Here is a 20360-nt window from a genome sequence, read left to right on the forward strand (position 1 = left end):
ATAGAGCTTAAAATTAAATCTTTAAATATTTAGTATGTATTTACCCATATATACATAAAAAAGACGAGAAAGAAATTAAATTACAATGAAAAATTTCTTTCTCGCCCTTTTGTATAATTAAATATATCATTTAATGGACAGATGATTTTAATTTTATAAGTTTATCTGTCCCAATATCTTGCGCGTTCAAATGCTTGAACAATTGTTTGAGTATCATCTGAAATAAATACACCAGGTGCGTCCAAGTCTAGTTTTGCACTTGATAGTTTTTCTGATGCGGCTTGATTAACTACTAACGGTTTGTTGTGTTTGTAAGTGAGTTCAGCAAATGCCTCTGCATCAGGTGATAATTGTGTACCATCTGAAATTACAAATACACTATCAAATAATGTAGGGTGTGCAGTATCATACGTCTCAGTTATGCCGAAATCTTTAGTGATATCCTTGGGTTGCTTACCTACAAAAGCGTAGTTGAGTTTGTTGTCGACAAATGTTTTTGCGTATGATTTTAATGTTTCCTCATTTATTTCACCATTCACTAGTACTGCTACAGAATGTCCAGGTAACGGTATATCGAATTTTTCCATTGTTAACTTACTATCTTTTGCATCAGTTTGTACTTCTTCATTTTCTGCTGGCACTTCGACACCTACGTTTGCTGCGACACGCTCTGCCAAAGTACGATCAACTTTGTTCAATTGATTTACTGCATTTTGTTTAACCATAGCTGATTTACATTTACCAATTTCAAATGAAAATCCGTCTACGGTATGGTCAAATTCAGGCTCTGTTAAACTGTTTAAATAAAGTTTAGCTTGACTGTAATAGTCTTTAAAGCTTTCACTACGTTTTTGTATTTTACGGCCTTCAACTTTTTCTTGATAATGTTCATAGCCGCCTTCTTCTTTAGGTGTTGTGTGAGGATCGTTATTGTTTAAAGCATTGTTGTGGTATGCTGTTTGTCCTTTGTGGATATTCATTTGATGCATAGCGTCTCTTTGATTGTTGTGTACTTCGTTAACTGGTCGATTAATTGGGATTTGATTAAAGTTTGGTCCGCCCAATCTTGATATTTGCGTATCTGTATATGAGAATAAACGTCCCTGTAATAGAGGATCGTTAGAAAAATCAATGCCAGGTACGATGTGACCAGGATGGAATGCGGCTTGCTCTGTTTCGTCAAAAACATTAGATACATTTTGATTTAACGTCATTTTGCCAACAATTTCAACTGGAACCTCATCTTCGGGCCATATTTTTGTTGGGTCTAAAATATCAAAATCAAAATCAAATTCTTGTTCTGGTCGTATGACTTGAAGACCTAATTCCCACTCAGGGTAGTCTCCCTTTTCAATTGCTTCATATAAATCTTTACGGTGGAAATCAATATCTTTACCAGATAAGATTTGTGCCTCATCCCATACCAATGATTCTAAACCTTGAACTGGCTTCCAATGGAATTTAACAAAATAGGATTGACCTTTACTATTAACTAAACGGAAAGTATGAACGCCAAAGCCTTCAATTTGTCTAAAATTTTTAGGGATTCCTCTGTCACTCATAGCCCAAACAGCCGTGTGCATTGTTTCTGGGTTTTGTGCGAAAAAGTCCCAAAATGTATCGTGTGCAGTGCCACCTTGAGGCATTTCATTGTGCGGTTCAGGTTTAACAGCGTGAATCAAATCTGGAAATTTAATAGCGTCCTGTATAAAGAAAACAGGTATGTCATTACCTACTAAATCAAAAATACCTTCATCTGTATAGAATTTTGTAGCAAAACCACGCACGTCTCTTACTGTGTCTGGAGAACCTTTTGACCCTTGGACAGTAGAGAATCTGACAAACACTGGGGTAGTCTTTTCAGGATGTGTTAAAAAGTCTGCAGAAGTGTATTCAGATAACTCTTTGTAAACTTGGAATTCACCGTGAGCGCCAAAACCACGTGCATGTACGATTCTTTCAGGAATACGCTCATGGTCAAAGTGCATAATTTTTTCTCTAAAATGAAAATCTTCTAGTAAGCTAGGACCACGTTCACCAACAGTTAAGGTGTTTTCATCCTCGCTAACTTTAACACCATTATTCGTCGTCATTGCTTTACCGTCATTGTTTTTTTCTACATTTTTTAATTGTTCCTGTTTTTTGTTACTCAAATGAATTACCCCCTTATTACTATCGTTCCACATTAATGATTTTAAAAACATTTCAATTTTTGAATTAATTTTGAACATTATTATTTTTTTAATGAGGTATTTTACAAAACGCAAAAATGTTTGTGCTTATGCGAAGTCTGAGAGAAAAATTTTTAGAAGTATGTGTTGTATATTCATTTATGACATATGTGTGTTAAGATGACTTATTTTTGAGTCACATAAACGTTACATTAGAGCTTTATTTTGTTCATATATTTTATGAATACCTAATATTTAATAGGGGATTAACATTTAATTAGAGTGAAAAAAGGGTAAACAAATAACAAGCAATTCATTACGAGCTTTGTTAACATTTAAATACTATAAACATTTACATAAAAGAGGAGCGGATAATACATGTCTGATTATGTATACAACTTATTGAAAAAACACCATTCAGTCAGAAGCTTTAAGGATGAACCTATTTCAGAAGAACATATTAAAAAATTAATTGAGGCGGGTCAAAGCGCTTCAACGTCAAGTTATTTACAAGCTTATTCAATTATAGGCATAGATGATCCTGAAATTAAAGAAGACTTGAAAGAAGTCTCAGGTCAACCTTATGTGGTAGAAAACGGTTATTTATTTGTTTTTGTCATGGATTATTACAGACATGCAATTGTAAATGAAAATACTAAAAAAGATATGGCGACATCATTTGAATCAGCAGAAGGTTTATTGGTCGGCACGATTGATGCGACATTAGTTGCTCAAAATATTGCTGCTGCAGCTGAAGATATGGGATATGGCATGGTTTATTTAGGATCACTTAGAAATGATGTTGAACGTGTGCGTGAAGTTTTAGACTTACCTAAGCATACTTTCCCATTATTTGGTATGGCATTAGGTCTGCCAGCAGATGATGAAAATGGAAATCCTAAGCCACGCTTACCACTTGAAAATATCTTCCATCACAATAAATACGACAGCGATAAAGAAACGCAACGTAAAACATTGGCAGATTACGATGAAACCGTAAGTAAATATTATGCATCTCGTACAAATGGCGAACGTAATGAAACATGGTCGGAACAAATTTCTAATTTTATGAGTGCTAAGCAGAGACTAGATATGTTAGAACAATTGAATAAATCAGGTTTTATTAAAAAATAATTCACTGACAACTTCTGTTGCGTGTCATTTATGATGGATAGGCCATATCTAAGAAAGGGGTTGGTTATGTTGAGCATGTTTGATAAATTTTTTGGTAAGAAAACGCATGGAAATCATAAAGCTAATGAGCAATATATTTATTCTTCTAGCAGTAAACTAAACCCTCAAGAAGCTCAAGCTTATTGGGTGAAAATGGCCCAAAAGTTAGTTGTCGGAGCAATTAATTCCGTTGATCACACAGCAGAACGTATATTTATTCTTATTTCATTTAACGAAGATGATTCTACGATAGATATATTCTTCCAAATGGACGGCCAGTTAAGAATGTGGAATGATTTAGATAATCAAACGCATAAAAAAACCATATCTAATAGTTTAATTTCACAAGCACCGAATCTCGTGAAACATGTGAACTGTTTATATGATAGTGTTGATTTAACTCGGCTCGCATATTCACAGATTCAATATGAATTTGAAAGCAAGGCTTGGTATTTACACGATATTAGTGAAGATAGTGCCGAAGCGCATCTAGACAAAAACCCTGCATTTTTAAAGTGGTTTGATGATGTATCGAATACGATTGACACCATTCCGTTAGATGGCAAACAGAAAATCACTTGGGGCCCCTTCAAACCAAGATAGCAAATATTAAAAAGTGACGATAAAATCATCTTTAATGAAATTATAGAAGAGACGTCGTTAAGAAAAATAATTAAGCATGAAACATTTTCATATTAAATAGAGTTATTAAGTTGATTAACTCAATATTGTCAATGCTTTAAGTGTTTGTAATTTCAACAGTTTGGCTTAAACAGTAAACGTCAATTTCTATTGTAACAATATAGAAATTGGCGTTTTTTTATGGAATTTTTGAGTTTGTTGCGCAATGACAGTGCTTAATATTTTATGATAATAAAGAAAATTCAAGTGTTTGTACAACTTTTAATAGCTTTTGAACGTATATCCAGGTTTAATGATTATTCGTTTTCATAAATCCATTAACATAATATAATAATCAATTTGTTAAATTGTTTATTATATTATATAAAATTCTCTATTTTGTGAATTTATTCACAAATATTTCATGAAAGTCTGTTTTTTGCCATTGTAAGTGCTTTCACAAAGTTTTATGATGTGGTTGGAAATAAAAAAGTGATAGATATCAATGAAAATAGAAAGAGGTTTGAGGAAATGGATATTATTTTAGGTGTAGGAACGCTACTCATTGTTTTGTTAGCTATGACGCTATTTTTAAACTTTGCACCTTATGGTAAGAAAGGACTACAAGCATTATCGGGCGCTGCCTGTGCAACCTTCTTACCGCAAGCATTTTTAAGTTATGCCATTGGCGGTGTCTTTGACATTAAATTTTTGCAAGAGATTGGTGACTTAGCCGGTAGTTTAAGTGGTGTGGCAGTCGGCTTTCTTACTTGTTTAAAATTAGGTGTCTCGCCAGTTTTTGCCGTAATCGTTGGTTTAGTACTTCATGATTTTAAATTACTACCTGCTTTTTTAGCTGCTTATTTAGTTTCTTTTGCTATTAAATTTTTAGAAAAGAAAGTCCCTGAAGGCTTAGATTTAATTACTGTAATTTTATTTGCTCCTGCTGTTTCATTCCTTCTTGCAAGTATTATGAGCCCGGGTGTTATCGCATTATTAAAACAAATTGGTAGTGCCGTGACAGCTGTTGGTGATAACAATCCTTATGTCTTAGCAATTATTTTAGGTCTCATTATTCCTGTTACAGGTATGACACCACTTAGTTCTATGGTATTAACAAGTTTATTAGGACTAACTGGTTTGCCAATGGCAATTGGTGCACTGACATGTACGGGTAGCTCATTTGTCAATTTCATTATGTTTAAACAATTAAAAATAGGTAATGCTTCTAAAGCTTTTGCTGTTGCAGTTGAACCATTAACCCAAATAGATATTATTGCGAAGTATCCTTTACAACTCTATGGTACAAATGCGCTTATTGGTGTTGTAAACGCATGTATCGTCACATTTAGTGGATTAGTAATCAATGTGACAGGTATGGCGACGCCAATTGCCGGTGCTATTGTATTGTTTGGATTCAATGATCCAATTAGGTCTGTAATAACGATTGTTACGGTATCAATTACTAGTATTTTATTAAGTCTAGTTATAGGAAAAATGATTAATAAATTTAATATGACAAGCTTAAATTTCAATCTACCTAGAATGAGAAAACAGACAAATTAAGGAGAGAGAAGAATGGCAAGAAAACAAGATTATCAAAGTGCTTTTGATGTGATTGGTCCAATTATGATGGGGCCTTCTAGTTCTCACACGGCAGGTGCAGTAAAAATAGGTAATGCTGCACGCACAGTACTACAATGTGAACCTCAAAAAATTGTAATTCATTATTATGAATCATTTGCCTCCACGCACAAGGGGCATGGAACAGATTTAGCGATTATAGGTGGATCATTGGGTTTCAGTACATTTGATGAACGTATTAAAGACGCTATTTCATTTGCTGAAGCTCAAAATATTGATATAGAAATTATAGAAGAAACAAGTGCTAGCTTAGGTGAGCATCCTAACTGCGCATTAATTAAATTAGATGGCAACGAACGACATGTGGAAATTAATGGTATTTCAATCGGTGGAGGTACAATCAAGATTAAAAGTATTCACGTGGACGGTCTTTGTATCCTTATGCATCACGCATTACCTATTTTGGTTGTAGATGGAGCAGCCAATATTTCATTAATTAACCATTTGATTAATGACTTGATTGAGTATGAAGTAGATATTAATGAAGAGATAAAAACAATTAATGATGACAAGTGTTTATTGGCATTACACTTAAATAAAGCTTTAAATATAGATAGTTTAAGTAGGTTACGCGAGAAATATAAAGAATTAAATTTTTCATATATCTGTTAGAGGAGTGGCAATATGTATCATTCAATGCGAGAAATTATAGATTATGCAATGACGCACAACACAACATTTGCTGAAATGATGATTCGTGAGGAGATGGATTTAAAAGGGATTTCAAGGGATGAAGTTCGTGCATTAATGAAACAAAACCTTGATGTTATGAGAGAAGCTTTAGAAAAGGGACTTTCTGGCGAAGGCGTAAAAAGTGTTACGGGCTATACAGGACAAGATGCCGTGAAACTAGATCGATATAATGAGCATTACCATGCTTTATCTGGACATGATATGGTAGAAGCTTTAAAAGGCGCAATATCGACAAATGAAGTAAATGCTGCGATGGGAATCATTTGTGCAACGCCAACTGCTGGTTCATCAGGTACAATACCAGGAATACTATTCAAGTTAGAAAAGACACATGGATTAACACAAGCACAGATGATCGACTTTTTATTTGCAGCCGCACTATGTGGCAAAATCATCGCAAACAATGCAAGTGTTGCGGGTGCCATTGGTGGCTGTCAGGCAGAAGTGGGATCAGCATCCGCAATTGCAGCAGCGGCAGCAGTTGAGATATTTGGTGGAACACCTGAAGAAAGTGGTCATGCGATGGCTTTAGCTATCAGTAATTTATTAGGATTGGTTTGTGATCCTGTGGCAGGGTTGGTTGAAATACCGTGTGTTATGCGTAATGCTATAGGTTCAGGTAACGGACTAATTTCAGCTGATTTAGCATTAGCGGGAATAAAAAGCAGAATACCAGTTGATGAAGTGATAGAGGCGATGGATAGAGTAGGACGTAACTTGCCAGCATCGTTAAGAGAAACTGGATTGGGAGGTCTAGCTGGAACGCCTACTGGAGAAGCGATAAAGAAAAAGATATTTGGAGAAACAAGTGTTGAAACTTAAATAACTAAGAACATATAAATTACTAGCATAAAAATTGAATTGAAAAAATACATGTTTCCCACTAAACTGAATTAAAAGAGGTGGGAGACATGTTACTGAAGCTAGGGCTTATTTTTATTGTGTTTGTTATAAATAGTATCGTAACGTATTACTTAACTACAGACGGTACATGGGTCAACCTATTGTTGAAATCATTGTCGCTAAGTTTGATTATTGTCTTTATTTATAATTACGTAAAACTAATGATAACGATAAAACGACAAAAATAGTAATATGATTAAAATAGAATTGAAAATATAGTGAAAGTATAGAAATGAAAAAAGGTTGGAACGACAAGCGTTCCAACCTTTAATTATATTTATAAAAGATATCCAAAGTTCATAGTATGTGTTGTCTTGTTATTATGAACTTGTGATTTCACCGTATTCTTTTGAATGATAAGTGTCAGTATCTAAGTTGTTTGTCAATTTAGCTGTACCTGTACCAGCAAGCATAGAGTCGTTAACATTTAATGCAGTACGACCCATATCGATAAGTGGTTCTACTGAAATCAGCACACCAGCTAATGCAACAGGTAAATTTAAAGTAGATAATACAATGATAGAGGCGAATGTTGCGCCACCACCAACACCAGCAACACCAAATGAACTAATCACGACGATGCCGATGACAGATAATATAAATTGTAAATTAACTTCAACACCAGCTGCTGGTGCTACCATTATTGCTAACATTGCTGGATAAATACCAGCACAGCCGTTTTGACCAATAGAAAGACCAAACGAAGCTGAGAAGTTTGCAATACCATCCGGTACACCTAAACGATTTTTTTGAGTTTGGACATTGAGTGGTAATGAACCAGCACTTGAACGAGAAGTAAATGCAAATAACAATACTTCAGATGTTTTCTTAACAAATGTAACAGGGTTTAGTCCCATACCAGTTACAATGAGTAAGTGAATGATATACATTACAATTAATGCCGCATAAGATGCGATAACAAATTTACCTAACGTCCATATTGCACCAAAATCACTTGTCGCGATTGTATTCGCCATTATAGCTAAAATACCATATGGTGTTAGGCGTAGTACAAATGTCACAATCGCCATAACGATATTATAAATTGCATCGATACCACGTTTAAGTAAATGACCGCTTTCTGGTTGTTTACGCATAACGCGTAAGAATGCAAAGCCAACAAACGCAGCAAAGATTACAACAGCGATTGTTGATGTTGTACGTTGACCAGTGAAATCTAAGAATGGGTTACTTGGTAATAATTCTAAGATTTGTTGTGGTAGCGTGTTCGCTGTCATATCCTTAGCTTGACTTGCGAGTTCACTACCTCTTGAGCTTTCGGCACTACCTAAATCAATTGTAGATGCGTCTAAACCAAAGACAAGTGCTGAGATAATACCGATAATTGCTGCAATTGCTACAGTTCCAATTAAGAAAATGAAGATATAGATGCCAATTTTAGCAAATTTTTCTCCAATATTAATTTTAGTAAATGCTGAAACGATTGAAATAAAGATTAAAGGTATAACAATCATTTGTAAGAATGAAATATAGCCATCTCCAACTATACTAAACCAATCTGTGGTTTGTTTAGTGACCTTTGAGTCCACACCGTATATTAAATGAATAGCAATTCCAAAGACAATCCCGATGCCTAATGCTGTAAAGACACGTTTAGGAAATGAAACATGTCTTCTTGCCATTACATATAATCCGATAAGGAAGGCCGCAAAAATAATGATGTTTAAAATTGTTAGTAACATAAAAACAAGACCTACACTTTCTATTATTTAATTTATTTTGTTAAATCCGATACGCATACTAAGGATAGTAGCAAAACGAATAATATTCAAGTCAATTACTCAAAAAAATTATGAAATTTACATGACTTTATTTTTGAAACAGAATTGGAGAAGCTATAAACCTAGGTAGGGTGTGGTGTCAAGGCGTTTGTGGCTAAATTAATTAGCAATACAGCAAAGATGAAATTAAGGGGGAATTTTGATTTAGAAATGCTGGTGGCCATTCTTAGAAGGGATTCGATTCGAGCAATATGATAGTTAAACGAGGATTTAATAAGTCGTAGTAGCCCTGAATGTTAGGAAAATAGTTACACAACAAGCTACGAGATTTCATGCAAAACAAAGAAACGTCAATTTCTATACTATTTCAATAGAAATTGACGTTTCTTTTTAACCAAAAGCTTTTATGCCTTGGAATCATCTGTCACTTATAAATTAAAGAGGCGTGCGAAAAATCCTTTACGTTCTTCTTTGTGCTCTTCTTTAGCAAGTGGCGAAGCGTATGAAGTAGCCTCTTGAGATGCATTTGATTGCTGTGAATCTGACTCATTTGTAGTAGATGACGCTGATGCGACCTCTTTATTATTATCTGTTTGTTGCTCAACTTCAGAAGTTTCTTTGTGAGTATCTGATTCAACAGGATCATCTGATTTATCAGCTGAGTTTGCTTTGGAATTTTGTTTTTCAGCTTCCGAATTTGCTGATTGTGCCGCAGGTTGTTCACTAATTTGTGTGATTTCTTCATCAACAGTTTCTGCTGATACATTTTCAGAAACTTCATTTGTATGAGGGTCTGTTGTGTCAGCCATTTTTTCAGGTGTTACTTTAGTATTAGCTTGTTCAGTTGTATTTTCAGTGAACGCATTTGTGTCGTTATCTGTTGAACTTTGATTTGTATACACATGCTCAGATTCGACATTAGATTTCACAAGTTCAGTTTGTTCTTTTTGAGAATCTTGAATGACACTTTGTGTAGATTTAATTTCGTCTGTAGATGATTGAATGGCTTTAAGTGATTCTGTATTTTCTTCTAATTTAGAAGTAATCTGATTTTGCATTTTATGCAATTCTTGCTGTTGTTGGTGTACTTGATTAATCATTTGTCCTAGCATTTGGCGCTCGTCACGCATATTTTGAATTTCAGTACGTAAGTCCTCTACGAGTAGAGATACATTTTGGTCTGAAGGTAGATTGTTGTCATCTTCTTTGACTAACACCTGTAGAAAATCTTTTTCCTTTTCGAGTTCTTCAAAAGCTAAATCATAGCTATTTGTCTGTTTAACTTTTTCAGCAATATCTTGGAAGAGTTCAATATCCTCTTCTTGGAAATCTGTAGCTTCGCGGCCACGATATTCAGTTTTACTAAGTTGATAACCGCGTTCTTCTAAATGTTGAACGATTTTACGGACTTGCTTTTCACTTAGCTCAACACGTTGTGCAAATTCTTTAGTTAACATAGAAATGAGTCCTTTCATAAATGATTTTATGTATACGGACGTTTGTCTTCGGTTAGTGAAACGTCAGTCTTACCTCTATGTTAGTCTAAACTGTTTTAACAGTGATTTCAAGTGGTGTACACTATGATTTACGTAAATCCATTTCTTCTAACAATGGGTAAATAATACTTCTAGAAATTCTATTTGCAAATACATACTTTAATATATAGTTTGATTTAATACATGGTCCATATATGTCTTTTGTCAGTTCTATATTAGATTTGATAAATAAATCTTTCGGTGATCCCTCTGAATATCCATTTAAATTTGGGGCTAGATAATCTAAATCATATTGCTTTTCAAAGCCATGACTAAATAAAAATTCACGTCTATTACTGAGCACTTGTTGCTCATCTTCTGAAACAAGTTCTGGTTCTTTCGGTACCTCTAGCATAATAAAGTTTACATCGTGTTCATGTAATTGATTGGATAAATAATTAATTTCCTTTTCAATACGTGCCAAAGTATTTGTAATTAATTCATCGTGATCCGGTTGATCATTTGCAATCAGATAGATTAAAAATGCAGAATTTGTCGTCGCTTCATAATGTGCAGTTGCTAAACTAACAACTTTATCTGACTGTAAGCCTACTAAAAAGATATAGTCATCTTTGGTATGTTCATTTTTTAAAGATTGTTTAAATATTTGTTCATCTTCAGATAAATCAATGTCAAATTGTCCATCGTATAGTTTTATTGCTGCTTTAAATAATGGATCATCAATTGATTTGATAGTCTTAAAATCCATGAATAGATGCACCCCCAATAATAATGCGTTTATTATAACATAGTAAATTAATGGAAATCAGTGAAAATATTGTATGTATCATTTGTAATAGAAATAAAATAGGAGCGAGACAGAAACCACAAAATACATAGTGATTTTCTGTGTTCGCTCCTGATAAAGGTTCTCTATATGTTAAGCAATAATTTGAAAGTATGTTGTGACCATTTTTAAATAATTACATTAAATCACAATTTGATTAAGCGAAGATTAGGATTTTGGTCCGTTTGTTTCTTCTGCGTAATGCTTATCTTCAACAGTATTACGTGCATATGCAGCGTTTGCTTCTTGAACTTCTTCATGAGAAGAGTTATCTCTAGTTGCAACAACTAGAAAGTTATTATCAAGAAGTTCTTTTTTATAACGTTCTTTGTCATAATCATTAATATCGTAATAAGCTAAAACAGTTTCTTCACCGTCTTCTCCAGTTAAAATTTTTGCCATTTTGTCACTGAATGAACCACTCGTTGCTGTTAGGTTTACTTCAGAATCATGTAACTCATCAAAATGAAGTTTTGTCTTACTTAATACTGAAATTTCAGATTCAACATATCCTTCTGACAATTTTTGTTGGATAGTTGGTAGTATTTCATCTTTGCTTTGTACAATTGTAAAATCAGCCATTGTCTTGTCCCTCCGTCCACTTTTCTATTGTTTATCTAATACTTTCCCTATTAACCACTAGGTAAAACGAATATATTTTTATTATATAATGAAGTGACGTATCTGACAATCTTGATTTTAAAGTAAAGAAAACGGTTACTAGAAGCGTTGGTTATTATTAAATCTCTTTATTTAAAGCGCTTACTTATAATGTTCGTATTGAAAATCATGCTGAAATTTGCTATCATCAGTTAATAATTTATCTAACTCATATAATCTAGAGGATATGGCTCTAGAAGTTTCTACCATGTTGCCATTAACGACATGACTATGGGTAACCAATACAATACAAAAAACATTCAACTCCAATCGTTTTAAAGCTTTATTAGGGAAATGAAGTTATACATATAATCTTCTAAAACAATTGTAGTGTTTTCAATTTTTACATAATTAGGGAAATGAATGTTGAAGACTTAATTTGCAACGTACATGTTGTAAGTTAAACATCAGTTCTTTATAGTATTGCACGTTCACTCATAGATCCTGAAACTAAGTTAGTTTAGGATTTTTTTTGTATAAAAAATGAGGAGGTTTTTTGAGTGGATTTGTTAAAACGGAAAGTTGAGGCAGACGGTGTCGTCATTGATGAGAAAATTTTGAAAGTAGATGGGTTTTTAAATCATCAAATAGACGCAAAGCTGATGCACGACGTAGGACTAACGTTTTATAATCAATTTAAAGATGAAGGGATTACTAAAGTATTAACGATTGAGGCATCTGGTATTGCACCAGCAATCATGGCAGCAATGCACTTTGATGTGCCGTGTTTATTTGCTAAAAAAGCAAAGCCTAGCACGTTAACGAAAAATACTTATCAAGCTGATATCCATTCATTCACTAAAAATACGACGAGTACTGTAGTGGTTTCAGATGAATTTTTAGACGAAAATGATCGCGTATTAATCGTCGATGATTTCTTAGCAAATGGTGATGCATCATTAGGTTTAAATGAAATTGTTCAACAAGCCAATGCCGAAACTGTTGGCATAGGTATTGTAGTTGAAAAGAGTTTCCAACCAGGCAGAGAACGTTTAGAAACAGCAGGATTGAAAGTATCGTCTTTATGTAAAGTTGCTTCTCTAAGTGGTAACAAAGTGACATTTTTAGAGGAACAATCATGAAGACATTCATCTTAAGTTTACAACATCTATTGGCGATGTATGCAGGCGCTATACTCGTACCAATTATTGTAGGGACAAGCCTAGATTTTACTCCAGAACAAATTGCCTTCTTAGTCACTGTTGATATTTTCATGTGTGGTGTAGCCACATTTTTACAAGTTTGGAAAGGTACAGGCACTGGGTTGCCCATTGTCTTAGGCTGTACATTTACAGCCGTTGCACCGATGATTTTAATCGGGCAAACTAAAGGTATCGGTGATTTATACGGTTCCCTTTTCTTATCAGGTATATTAGTTGTCATCATTGCTCCATTTTTTTCATATTTAGTTAAATTCTTTCCACCAGTTGTGACAGGCAGTGTCGTTACAATTATAGGTATCAATTTGATGCCAGTAGCGATGAATTATTTAGCAGGTGGAGAAGGTGCTAAAAATTTTGGTGATGCCAAAAACATTTTACTTGGTGTAATTACATTAATAGTCATATTAATTGTGCAACGTTTTACAACAGGTTTCTTAAAATCAATTGCCATATTGATTGGCTTAATTGTAGGTACTGTATTAGCGTCAATATTTGGCATTGTTGATGTGAAACAAGTTGGTGAAGCACATTGGTTTTCATTACCACAACCATTCAGATTTTCAACATTCAGCTTTGATTTTGGTGCAACTTTAGTATTCTTTATTGTTGCATTAGTCAGTCTGATAGAATCAACAGGTGTTTACCATGCATTAAGTGAAATTACAGGTAAGAAATTGGAGAGAAAAGATTTTCGTAAAGGTTATACTGCTGAAGGTATCGCGATTATCTTAGGATCCATTTTTAATGCGTTCCCGTATACCGCTTATTCTCAAAATGTGGGATTAGTATCTTTATCTGGTGCTAAAAAGAACAAAGTTATCTATGGCATGGTTATCTTGCTTATTATTTGTGGATGTATCCCTAAATTGGGTGCCTTAGCAAATATGATTCCTCTACCAGTATTAGGTGGTGCAATGATAGCAATGTTTGGCATGGTTATGGCATATGGTGTTAGTATATTAGGTAATATTAATTTCAAAAATCAAAATAATTTGTTGGTAATCGCGGTATCAGTTGGACTAGGAACGGGTATAAGTGCAGTACCTCAAGCATTTCAAGCTTTAGGAGACCAATTCGCATGGCTAACTCAAAATGGTATTGTACTTGGTGCTATTTCAGCAATTGTTTTGAATTTCTTTTTTAACGGCATTAAGAATCAACAAAACATAGAAACTATGGAATAATGGAGCTATAAAACAAATATTAGGAGGCTGTATTCATATGTGGGAAAATAAGTTTGAAAAAGAATCTTTAACTTTTGATGATGTGTTATTGTTACCAGCAGAATCAGATGTATTGCCGAAAGAAGTAGACTTAAGTGTTCAATTATCAGAAGGTATTAAATTAAATATCCCTGTTATTTCAGCAGGTATGGATACTGTAACTGAATCCAAAATGGCGATCTCAATGGCTAGACAAGGTGGTCTAGGTGTTATTCATAAAAATATGAATATTGAAGATCAAGCAGATGAAGTTCAAAAAGTTAAACGCTCAGAAAACGGTGTAATTTCAAACCCATTCTTCTTAACACCAGAAGAAAGTGTGTATGAAGCAGAAGCGTTGATGGGTAAATATCGTATTTCAGGTGTACCTATTGTAAATAATGAAGAAGAGAGAACATTAGTCGGTATTTTAACAAACCGTGATTTACGTTTTATTGAAGATTTCTCTATTAAGATTTCAGATGTTATGACTAAAGAAAACTTAATTACAGCACCTGTAGGCACTACTTTAGATGAAGCTGAAGAACTATTACAGCAACATAAAATAGAAAAATTACCGTTAGTTAAAGATGGTAAATTAGAAGGTTTAATCACAATCAAAGACATTGAAAAAGTACTTGAATTCCCCAATTCTGCTAAAGACAAACTTGGCAGATTGCTAGTAGGTGCAGCAATTGGTATCGCAAAAGATACGGATATTCGCGCTGAAAAATTAGTTGAAGCGGGTGTAGATGCCTTAGTTATTGATACAGCTCATGGACATTCTAAAGGCGTTTTAGAACAAGTTAAACACATTAAAGAAAAATTCCCACAAGTAACATTAGTTGCCGGAAACGTGGCAACTGCTGCAGGAACTAAAGCTTTATATGAAGCAGGTGCAGATGTTGTCAAAGTAGGTATCGGACCTGGCTCAATTTGTACGACTCGTGTTGTTGCTGGTGTAGGTGTACCACAAATTACAGCTGTATATGACTGTGCAACAGAAGCACGTAAGCAAGGAAAGTCTATTATAGCTGATGGTGGTATTAAATTCTCAGGAGACATTATCAAAGCGTTAGCTGCAGGTGGACATGCTGTGATGTTAGGTAGCTTACTTGCAGGTACTGAAGAAAGTCCTGGTGCTACAGAAGTATTCCAAGGTAGACAATATAAAGTATATAGAGGTATGGGCTCATTAGGTGCAATGGAAAGTGGTTCTAACGACCGTTATTTCCAAGAAGATAAAGCTCCTAAAAAATTCGTCCCTGAAGGTATTGAAGGTCGTATTGCTTACAAAGGTCCATTACAAGATACGATTTACCAACTTATGGGCGGTGTGAGATCAGGCATGGGCTACACTGGTTCAAGAAACTTAGAAGCATTAAGAGAAGAAGCACAATTTACACGTATGGGACCTGCTGGTTTAGCAGAAAGTCACCCACATGATGTGCAAATTACAAAAGAATCACCAAATTATTCATTCTAAGTTAAAGGAGATTTAAAGTTATGGAAATGGCGAAAGAGCAAGAGCTCATACTTGTTTTAGATTTTGGTAGCCAATATAACCAATTAATTACACGTCGTATACGTGAAATGGGTGTGTATAGTGAACTGCACGACCATGAAATCAGCATTGAAGAAATTAAACGCATGAATCCAAAAGGGATTATCCTTTCAGGAGGACCAAATTCAGTATATGAAGAGAACTCTTTTACGATTGACCCAGAAATTTACAATTTAGGTATTCCTATTCTAGGTATTTGTTATGGCATGCAATTAACAACTAAATTGTTAGGCGGGAAAGTTGAACGTGCCAATGAAAGAGAATACGGTAAAGCCGTGATTAATGCTAAAACTGACGAATTATTCTTCGGACTACCTGAAGAACAAAATGTTTGGATGAGTCATTCAGATAAAGTTATTGAAATCCCAGAAGGTTTTGAAGTGATTGCAGACAGTCCAAGTACGAACTATGCAGCAATTGAAGATAAATCACGCCGTATCTACGGTGTCCAATTCCATCCTGAAGTACGTCACACTGAATTTGGTAACGACTTATTACGTAACTTTGTACGTCGCGTGTGTGAATGTACAGGCGAATGGTCAATGGAAAACTTTATAGATATCGAAGTTGAAAAAATTCGCGAACTAGTTGGTGATCGCAGGGTGCTATGTGCAATGAGCGGTGGTGTAGACTCATCTGTTGTTGCAGTATTATTACACAAAGCGATTGGCGACCAATTAACATGTATCTTCGTAGACCATGGCTTACTACGTAAAGGTGAAGGCGACATGGTCATGGAACAATTTGGTGAAGGTTTCAACATGAACATCATTCGTGTCGATGCTCAAGAACGTTTTATGAATAAACTGCAAGGTGTGTCAGATCCGGAACAAAAACGTAAAATCATTGGTAATGAATTCGTTTATGTCTTTGATGATGAAGCATCTAAGCTAAAAGGTGTTGATTTCTTAGCGCAGGGCACATTGTATACAGACGTTATTGAATCAGGTACAAAAACAGCACAAACGATTAAATCACACCATAATGTAGGCGGATTACCTGAAGATATGGAATTCCAATTAATTGAACCTATTAATACATTATTCAAAGATGAGGTGCGTGAATTAGGTATCGAATTAGGTATTCCAGAACACTTAGTATGGAGACAGCCTTTCCCAGGTCCAGGTTTAGGTATTCGTGTGCTGGGTGAAATTACAGAAGATAAACTTGAAATCGTACGCGAATCAGATGCGATTTTAAGACAAGTCATTCGTGAAGAAGGTCTTGAACGTGATATATGGCAGTACTTCACAGTGTTACCTGGTATTCAATCCGTAGGTGTCATGGGAGACTACCGGACATATGACCACACTGTAGGTATTCGCGCAGTGACATCTATTGATGGTATGACAAGTGACTTTGCACGTATTGATTGGGAAGTCTTACAAAAAATTTCAAGCAGAATTGTTAATGAAGTAGACCACGTGAACCGTGTTGTTTATGATATTACATCTAAGCCCCCAAGTACCATAGAGTGGGAATAATAGAATAGAATGATGAACACCCCTTGAGCATAGGCTTAAGGGGGTGTTTTGTGGGTTTGAGAATTTGAGGGAATGGTTAAACTGGCAGTCTTACGGGTGAGTTAAATTAATTGAAAGTATTTTAGCCAAATAGGACATTTACTTATGTACTTGTCCTATTTTTTTTATGAGTAGACATAAATGACAATTTAACACTTATGATTTTAAATATCTAAAAACTAGTGATAAAATACAATTAGATTAAGCTTAATTTGATATGTAAAACGATTAATTAATCATTATTATTGAATTTCAAAAATTATTGGAGTGATTTTCATGGCAAAACCATTATTTGAAACAACTGTAATAAGTAATGGCGGAAGAGATGGAAAAGTTTTTAGTGAAGATAATACATTTTATCAAGACTTAGCTGTTCCAAAAGAAATGGGTGGCAACGGCGTTACTGAGTCAAACCCTGAACAGTTATTTGCAGCTGGTTACAGCGCTTGTTTTAACAATGCACTAATGCATATTTTGAAAGGTGCAGACAAGGGTATGATTGAGCCAGAAGTCCGTGCGACTGCTTACTTATTGCCAGATAAATCTGATGGCGGTGTAAAATTGGCTGCTGAATTAGATGTAACACTTAAAGATCTCAGCCAAGAAGAAGCGGAGATGTTCGTTGAAAAAGCGCATAATTATTGCCCGTACTCGAAAGCACTTAAACACAGTATTGATATTGAAATTACTGTTAACGTTAATTAAAGTGATGCAAAAAGCTAAATAGAATTTTTTGGAATTTTATCAAGCAGTCATATATCTATATAACCGTATCTTAATTAGTGCGGTTATTTTTTATAAAACAATATAATCCAACTAAATGTATAAGTACTTTCATTAAGAAAAAAGTATCAATTTGATCATAAACACATTGGTATAAATCAGAAAATATTTTATGGAATTTAGTGCTGTATTTTTAGTGATGGTGATATTGTTACATCATTAAATAATGGGCCACCCTCAGTGGAAGCATCAACATTTGTAACTATAACTTTATAAATTGGAGTGCTTAATATGCCTAAATCACAACAAGTATTGGTTGGTATATGTCTAATATTATTTATTTTTAATTTCATTGCACCTATTATTGGAACAATGATGCATATTGAAATATTAGAATTTAGCTCACCTTTAATTAAAACAGTACAATTCGCATTTGTCATAATTTTTGGTATTTTTACATATAGACAAATTAAACGTAAAGGTTTCTAGCAGTGCAAGAAAAAAACTATACGATCGGAGTTTTAATATGTCTATGTCAAACATAGTCATGCTGATACTTACTATAATAATGCTGTTATTTGTATTTGTTTTTGGTCTATTACTTGATAAACCAGTTATATACATGTTTATTGCATTGTTTGTTCATTCAACGTTTTTATTCATCATTCGTTACTTCTGGCAAGATAAAGAATTTGGAGAAGCTTTTACACATTCTTTTGATTTCATTACCATAACAATAGTTATTATATTTACAATTTTGAAAGTTCAAAAAGCAAAATCAAGTGAATAATACGTTTGAATATACGTATACCTACTATTGATAAAACGAAGAGTAGAACTTTTGTTTAAAAAAACAATTAGAATATACTAATAAAATTTGAAAATCAATGTTATGAAAAATTATAAACACCTGAAATGACATTTTAAAATAATATCGAATAATATTTAATCATATAAAAAGAGTTGGAAAGATTGCTAAGGTGCAGTTTCCAGCTCTTTTTATTTTGATTTGAACATTTTGACAGATTCTATATTACCAATATTTAAATTTAAAACTTGCATATTATTACTATTTTCTATCTATATTTTTACTTAAACGGAAATATTCCCCTAATAAATGACTCCTTGCAATATTATGGTAATTAGTAATGAATCCATAAATATTAATTTTATTTTATTACTTATTTATGATATATCATAAATTATTTTGTAGGGAGTGAATAATGTTGAGGAGTATAAATAAAATAGTGACAAGCATGCTAGTTTTTACTTTATTATTTAGTCATAGTGTGAGTGCGAATGTTTCAGAAAAAGACAATGAAACAGCAGTAACTGATGTAGATTCAGTAGAAGAGCCATCTTCTGGAACTTTAGATTTAAATCAAGACAATTTGCTGCCCATTGAATATACATTAGATAATAAAATTGAAAGAGTAATTGGAACAGATCAACGTATAAAAGTTTCAAACTTTAAGAGTACTCCTTATAAACAAGTGGTGTTATTGAATATGACGTTTCCTAATGGTAAAACTTATACAGGATCAGGAACAATGGTTGGAAGAGACTCAGTACTTACAGCAGGGCACAATATTTATTCAAAAAGCGCAGGTGGTTGGGCAAGCAAGATTGTTGTATATGCAGGAGTAGAAGGCCAAAAGTTTCATATTGGAAAGGCACAATCTAAGAAAATACACACCTTAAATCAATGGATAAATAAAAGGGATTTTCAATATGATTTAGCTATTATTAAATTAAATAATAATTTGGGAGATAAGACTGGAATTTTACCAATAACTTCTAAGGTGAGATTAAATGAGTCAATCGAGACGTCAGGCTTTCCAGCGGATAAGGGGAGTAGTATCCAGTTTAAGTCGAAAGGATTTTTAAATAAAATAGAGGCCAATAATTTGTATTACGATATGGATACAAATCCAGGACAAAGCGGTAGTAGTGTTAGGAATGCTAATAACCAAATAATTGGTGTACATACATTCGGTGGGGAAGATTACAATGGGGCAACCCGACTAAATGAACTTTATATTGATTATATTTTGTATTGGATGGGAAAACCTAAGGCGCACAATTATTATAAAAAAGTAGAAGTCATTCGTTCGAACACTAATTTGTGGAATGATTTGAATTTTAATAGTAAACGAAGCGGAAAAAGTATAAAAATTGGAAGTATATATCATGCAAAATATATGTATAATCATCCAAATGGACAAAAGTATCTATCATTAAACATAGTATCCTAAA

At 33.9% G+C, this 20360-nt stretch carries 19 protein-coding genes and 1 riboswitch; of the genes, 14 read left to right on the top strand and 5 right to left on the bottom strand.

All coding sequences use genetic code 11. The annotated features are described in order from the left end of the window. Positions 1 to 161: 161 nt before the first annotated feature. Positions 162 to 2153, bottom strand: a complete 1992-nt coding sequence (locus tag KA824_RS01625) for a catalase (RefSeq protein ID WP_119517702.1) — start codon at positions 2151 to 2153, stop codon at positions 162 to 164. Positions 2154 to 2549: 396 nt separating this feature from the next. Between KA824_RS01625 and nfsA the strand changes: the two genes are divergently transcribed. The 6 genes from nfsA (at position 2550) to KA824_RS12850 (ending at position 7393) form a co-directional block, all read left to right on the top strand. After that, the gene (nfsA, locus tag KA824_RS01630; protein ID WP_107383861.1) at positions 2550 to 3305 is read left to right on the top strand and encodes an oxygen-insensitive NADPH nitroreductase; all 756 of its coding nucleotides are present in this window, start codon (positions 2550 to 2552) and stop codon (positions 3303 to 3305) included. A gap of 75 nt (positions 3306 to 3380) precedes the next feature. After that, complete coding sequence (locus KA824_RS01635) at positions 3381 to 3947, top strand: hypothetical protein (RefSeq protein ID WP_181187405.1); 567 nt, start codon at positions 3381 to 3383, stop codon at positions 3945 to 3947. 549 nt (positions 3948 to 4496) lie between these two features. Continuing rightward, positions 4497 to 5531, top strand: coding sequence for a PTS sugar transporter subunit IIC (locus tag KA824_RS01640; RefSeq protein WP_107383862.1), 1035 nt, complete (start codon positions 4497 to 4499; stop codon positions 5529 to 5531). 12 nt (positions 5532 to 5543) lie between these two features. Next, positions 5544 to 6221: an L-serine ammonia-lyase, iron-sulfur-dependent subunit beta gene (gene sdaAB, locus KA824_RS01645; protein ID WP_107383863.1), complete on the top strand. Its 678-nt coding sequence runs from the start codon at positions 5544 to 5546 to the stop codon at positions 6219 to 6221. 12 nt (positions 6222 to 6233) lie between these two features. Next, a complete protein-coding gene (gene sdaAA, locus KA824_RS01650; protein ID WP_107383864.1) occupies positions 6234 to 7124 on the top strand; it encodes an L-serine ammonia-lyase, iron-sulfur-dependent, subunit alpha in 891 nt (296 codons plus the stop codon). Between the two features lie 89 nt (positions 7125 to 7213). Continuing rightward, complete coding sequence (locus KA824_RS12850) at positions 7214 to 7393, top strand: hypothetical protein (RefSeq protein WP_107383865.1); 180 nt, start codon at positions 7214 to 7216, stop codon at positions 7391 to 7393. Positions 7394 to 7525: 132 nt separating this feature from the next. On the opposite strand, the gene KA824_RS01655 is transcribed toward KA824_RS12850, so the two are convergent. The 4 genes from KA824_RS01655 to KA824_RS01670 form a co-directional block, all read right to left on the bottom strand. After that, positions 7526 to 8908 carry an L-cystine transporter gene (locus tag KA824_RS01655; protein WP_107383866.1) on the bottom strand — a complete coding sequence of 461 codons (1383 nt, stop codon included), beginning with the start codon at positions 8906 to 8908 and terminating at the stop codon, positions 7526 to 7528. 467 nt (positions 8909 to 9375) lie between these two features. Continuing rightward, positions 9376 to 10404 (bottom strand): hypothetical protein, encoded by a 1029-nt coding sequence (locus KA824_RS01660; protein ID WP_107383867.1) that lies wholly within the window; start codon positions 10402 to 10404, stop codon positions 9376 to 9378. Between the two features lie 121 nt (positions 10405 to 10525). Then, positions 10526 to 11191: a hypothetical protein gene (locus KA824_RS01665; RefSeq protein ID WP_107383868.1), complete on the bottom strand. Its 666-nt coding sequence runs from the start codon at positions 11189 to 11191 to the stop codon at positions 10526 to 10528. Positions 11192 to 11437: 246 nt separating this feature from the next. Next, complete coding sequence (locus KA824_RS01670) at positions 11438 to 11851, bottom strand: general stress protein (RefSeq protein WP_107383869.1); 414 nt, start codon at positions 11849 to 11851, stop codon at positions 11438 to 11440. A 227-nt stretch (positions 11852 to 12078) separates the two neighbouring features. Then, positions 12079 to 12181, top strand: a riboswitch (purine riboswitch). Positions 12182 to 12429: 248 nt separating this feature from the next. On the opposite strand from KA824_RS01670, the gene xpt reads away from it, so the two are divergent. The 8 genes from xpt (at position 12430) to KA824_RS01710 (ending at position 20359) form a co-directional block, all read left to right on the top strand. Next, on the top strand, positions 12430 to 13011 hold the full coding sequence (gene xpt / locus KA824_RS01675) for a xanthine phosphoribosyltransferase (RefSeq protein WP_107383870.1): 582 nt from the start codon (positions 12430 to 12432) through the stop codon (positions 13009 to 13011). Beyond that, entirely contained in the window at positions 13008 to 14276 is a 1269-nt protein-coding gene (pbuX, locus tag KA824_RS01680) for a xanthine permease PbuX (RefSeq protein WP_046207045.1), read from the top strand. Before xpt ends, pbuX begins: the two co-directional genes overlap by 4 nt. A gap of 37 nt (positions 14277 to 14313) precedes the next feature. Further along, a complete protein-coding gene (guaB, locus tag KA824_RS01685; RefSeq protein WP_107383871.1) occupies positions 14314 to 15780 on the top strand; it encodes an IMP dehydrogenase in 1467 nt (488 codons plus the stop codon). Between the two features lie 20 nt (positions 15781 to 15800). Beyond that, positions 15801 to 17342 (top strand): glutamine-hydrolyzing GMP synthase, encoded by a 1542-nt coding sequence (guaA, locus tag KA824_RS01690; protein ID WP_107383872.1) that lies wholly within the window; start codon positions 15801 to 15803, stop codon positions 17340 to 17342. Positions 17343 to 17657: 315 nt separating this feature from the next. Continuing rightward, entirely contained in the window at positions 17658 to 18086 is a 429-nt protein-coding gene (locus tag KA824_RS01695; RefSeq protein ID WP_107383873.1) for an organic hydroperoxide resistance protein, read from the top strand. Positions 18087 to 18395: 309 nt separating this feature from the next. Beyond that, positions 18396 to 18593 (top strand): hypothetical protein, encoded by a 198-nt coding sequence (locus KA824_RS01700; RefSeq protein ID WP_107383874.1) that lies wholly within the window; start codon positions 18396 to 18398, stop codon positions 18591 to 18593. A 37-nt stretch (positions 18594 to 18630) separates the two neighbouring features. After that, complete coding sequence (locus tag KA824_RS01705) at positions 18631 to 18894, top strand: hypothetical protein (RefSeq protein WP_226956045.1); 264 nt, start codon at positions 18631 to 18633, stop codon at positions 18892 to 18894. Positions 18895 to 19327: 433 nt separating this feature from the next. Continuing rightward, positions 19328 to 20359 carry a trypsin-like serine peptidase gene (locus KA824_RS01710; protein ID WP_210133234.1) on the top strand — a complete coding sequence of 344 codons (1032 nt, stop codon included), beginning with the start codon at positions 19328 to 19330 and terminating at the stop codon, positions 20357 to 20359. Position 20360: the final 1 nt, after the last annotated feature.

Source organism: Staphylococcus sp. GDY8P198P (genome assembly GCF_017891615.1).
GTDB lineage: Bacteria > Bacillota > Bacilli > Staphylococcales > Staphylococcaceae > Staphylococcus > Staphylococcus cohnii.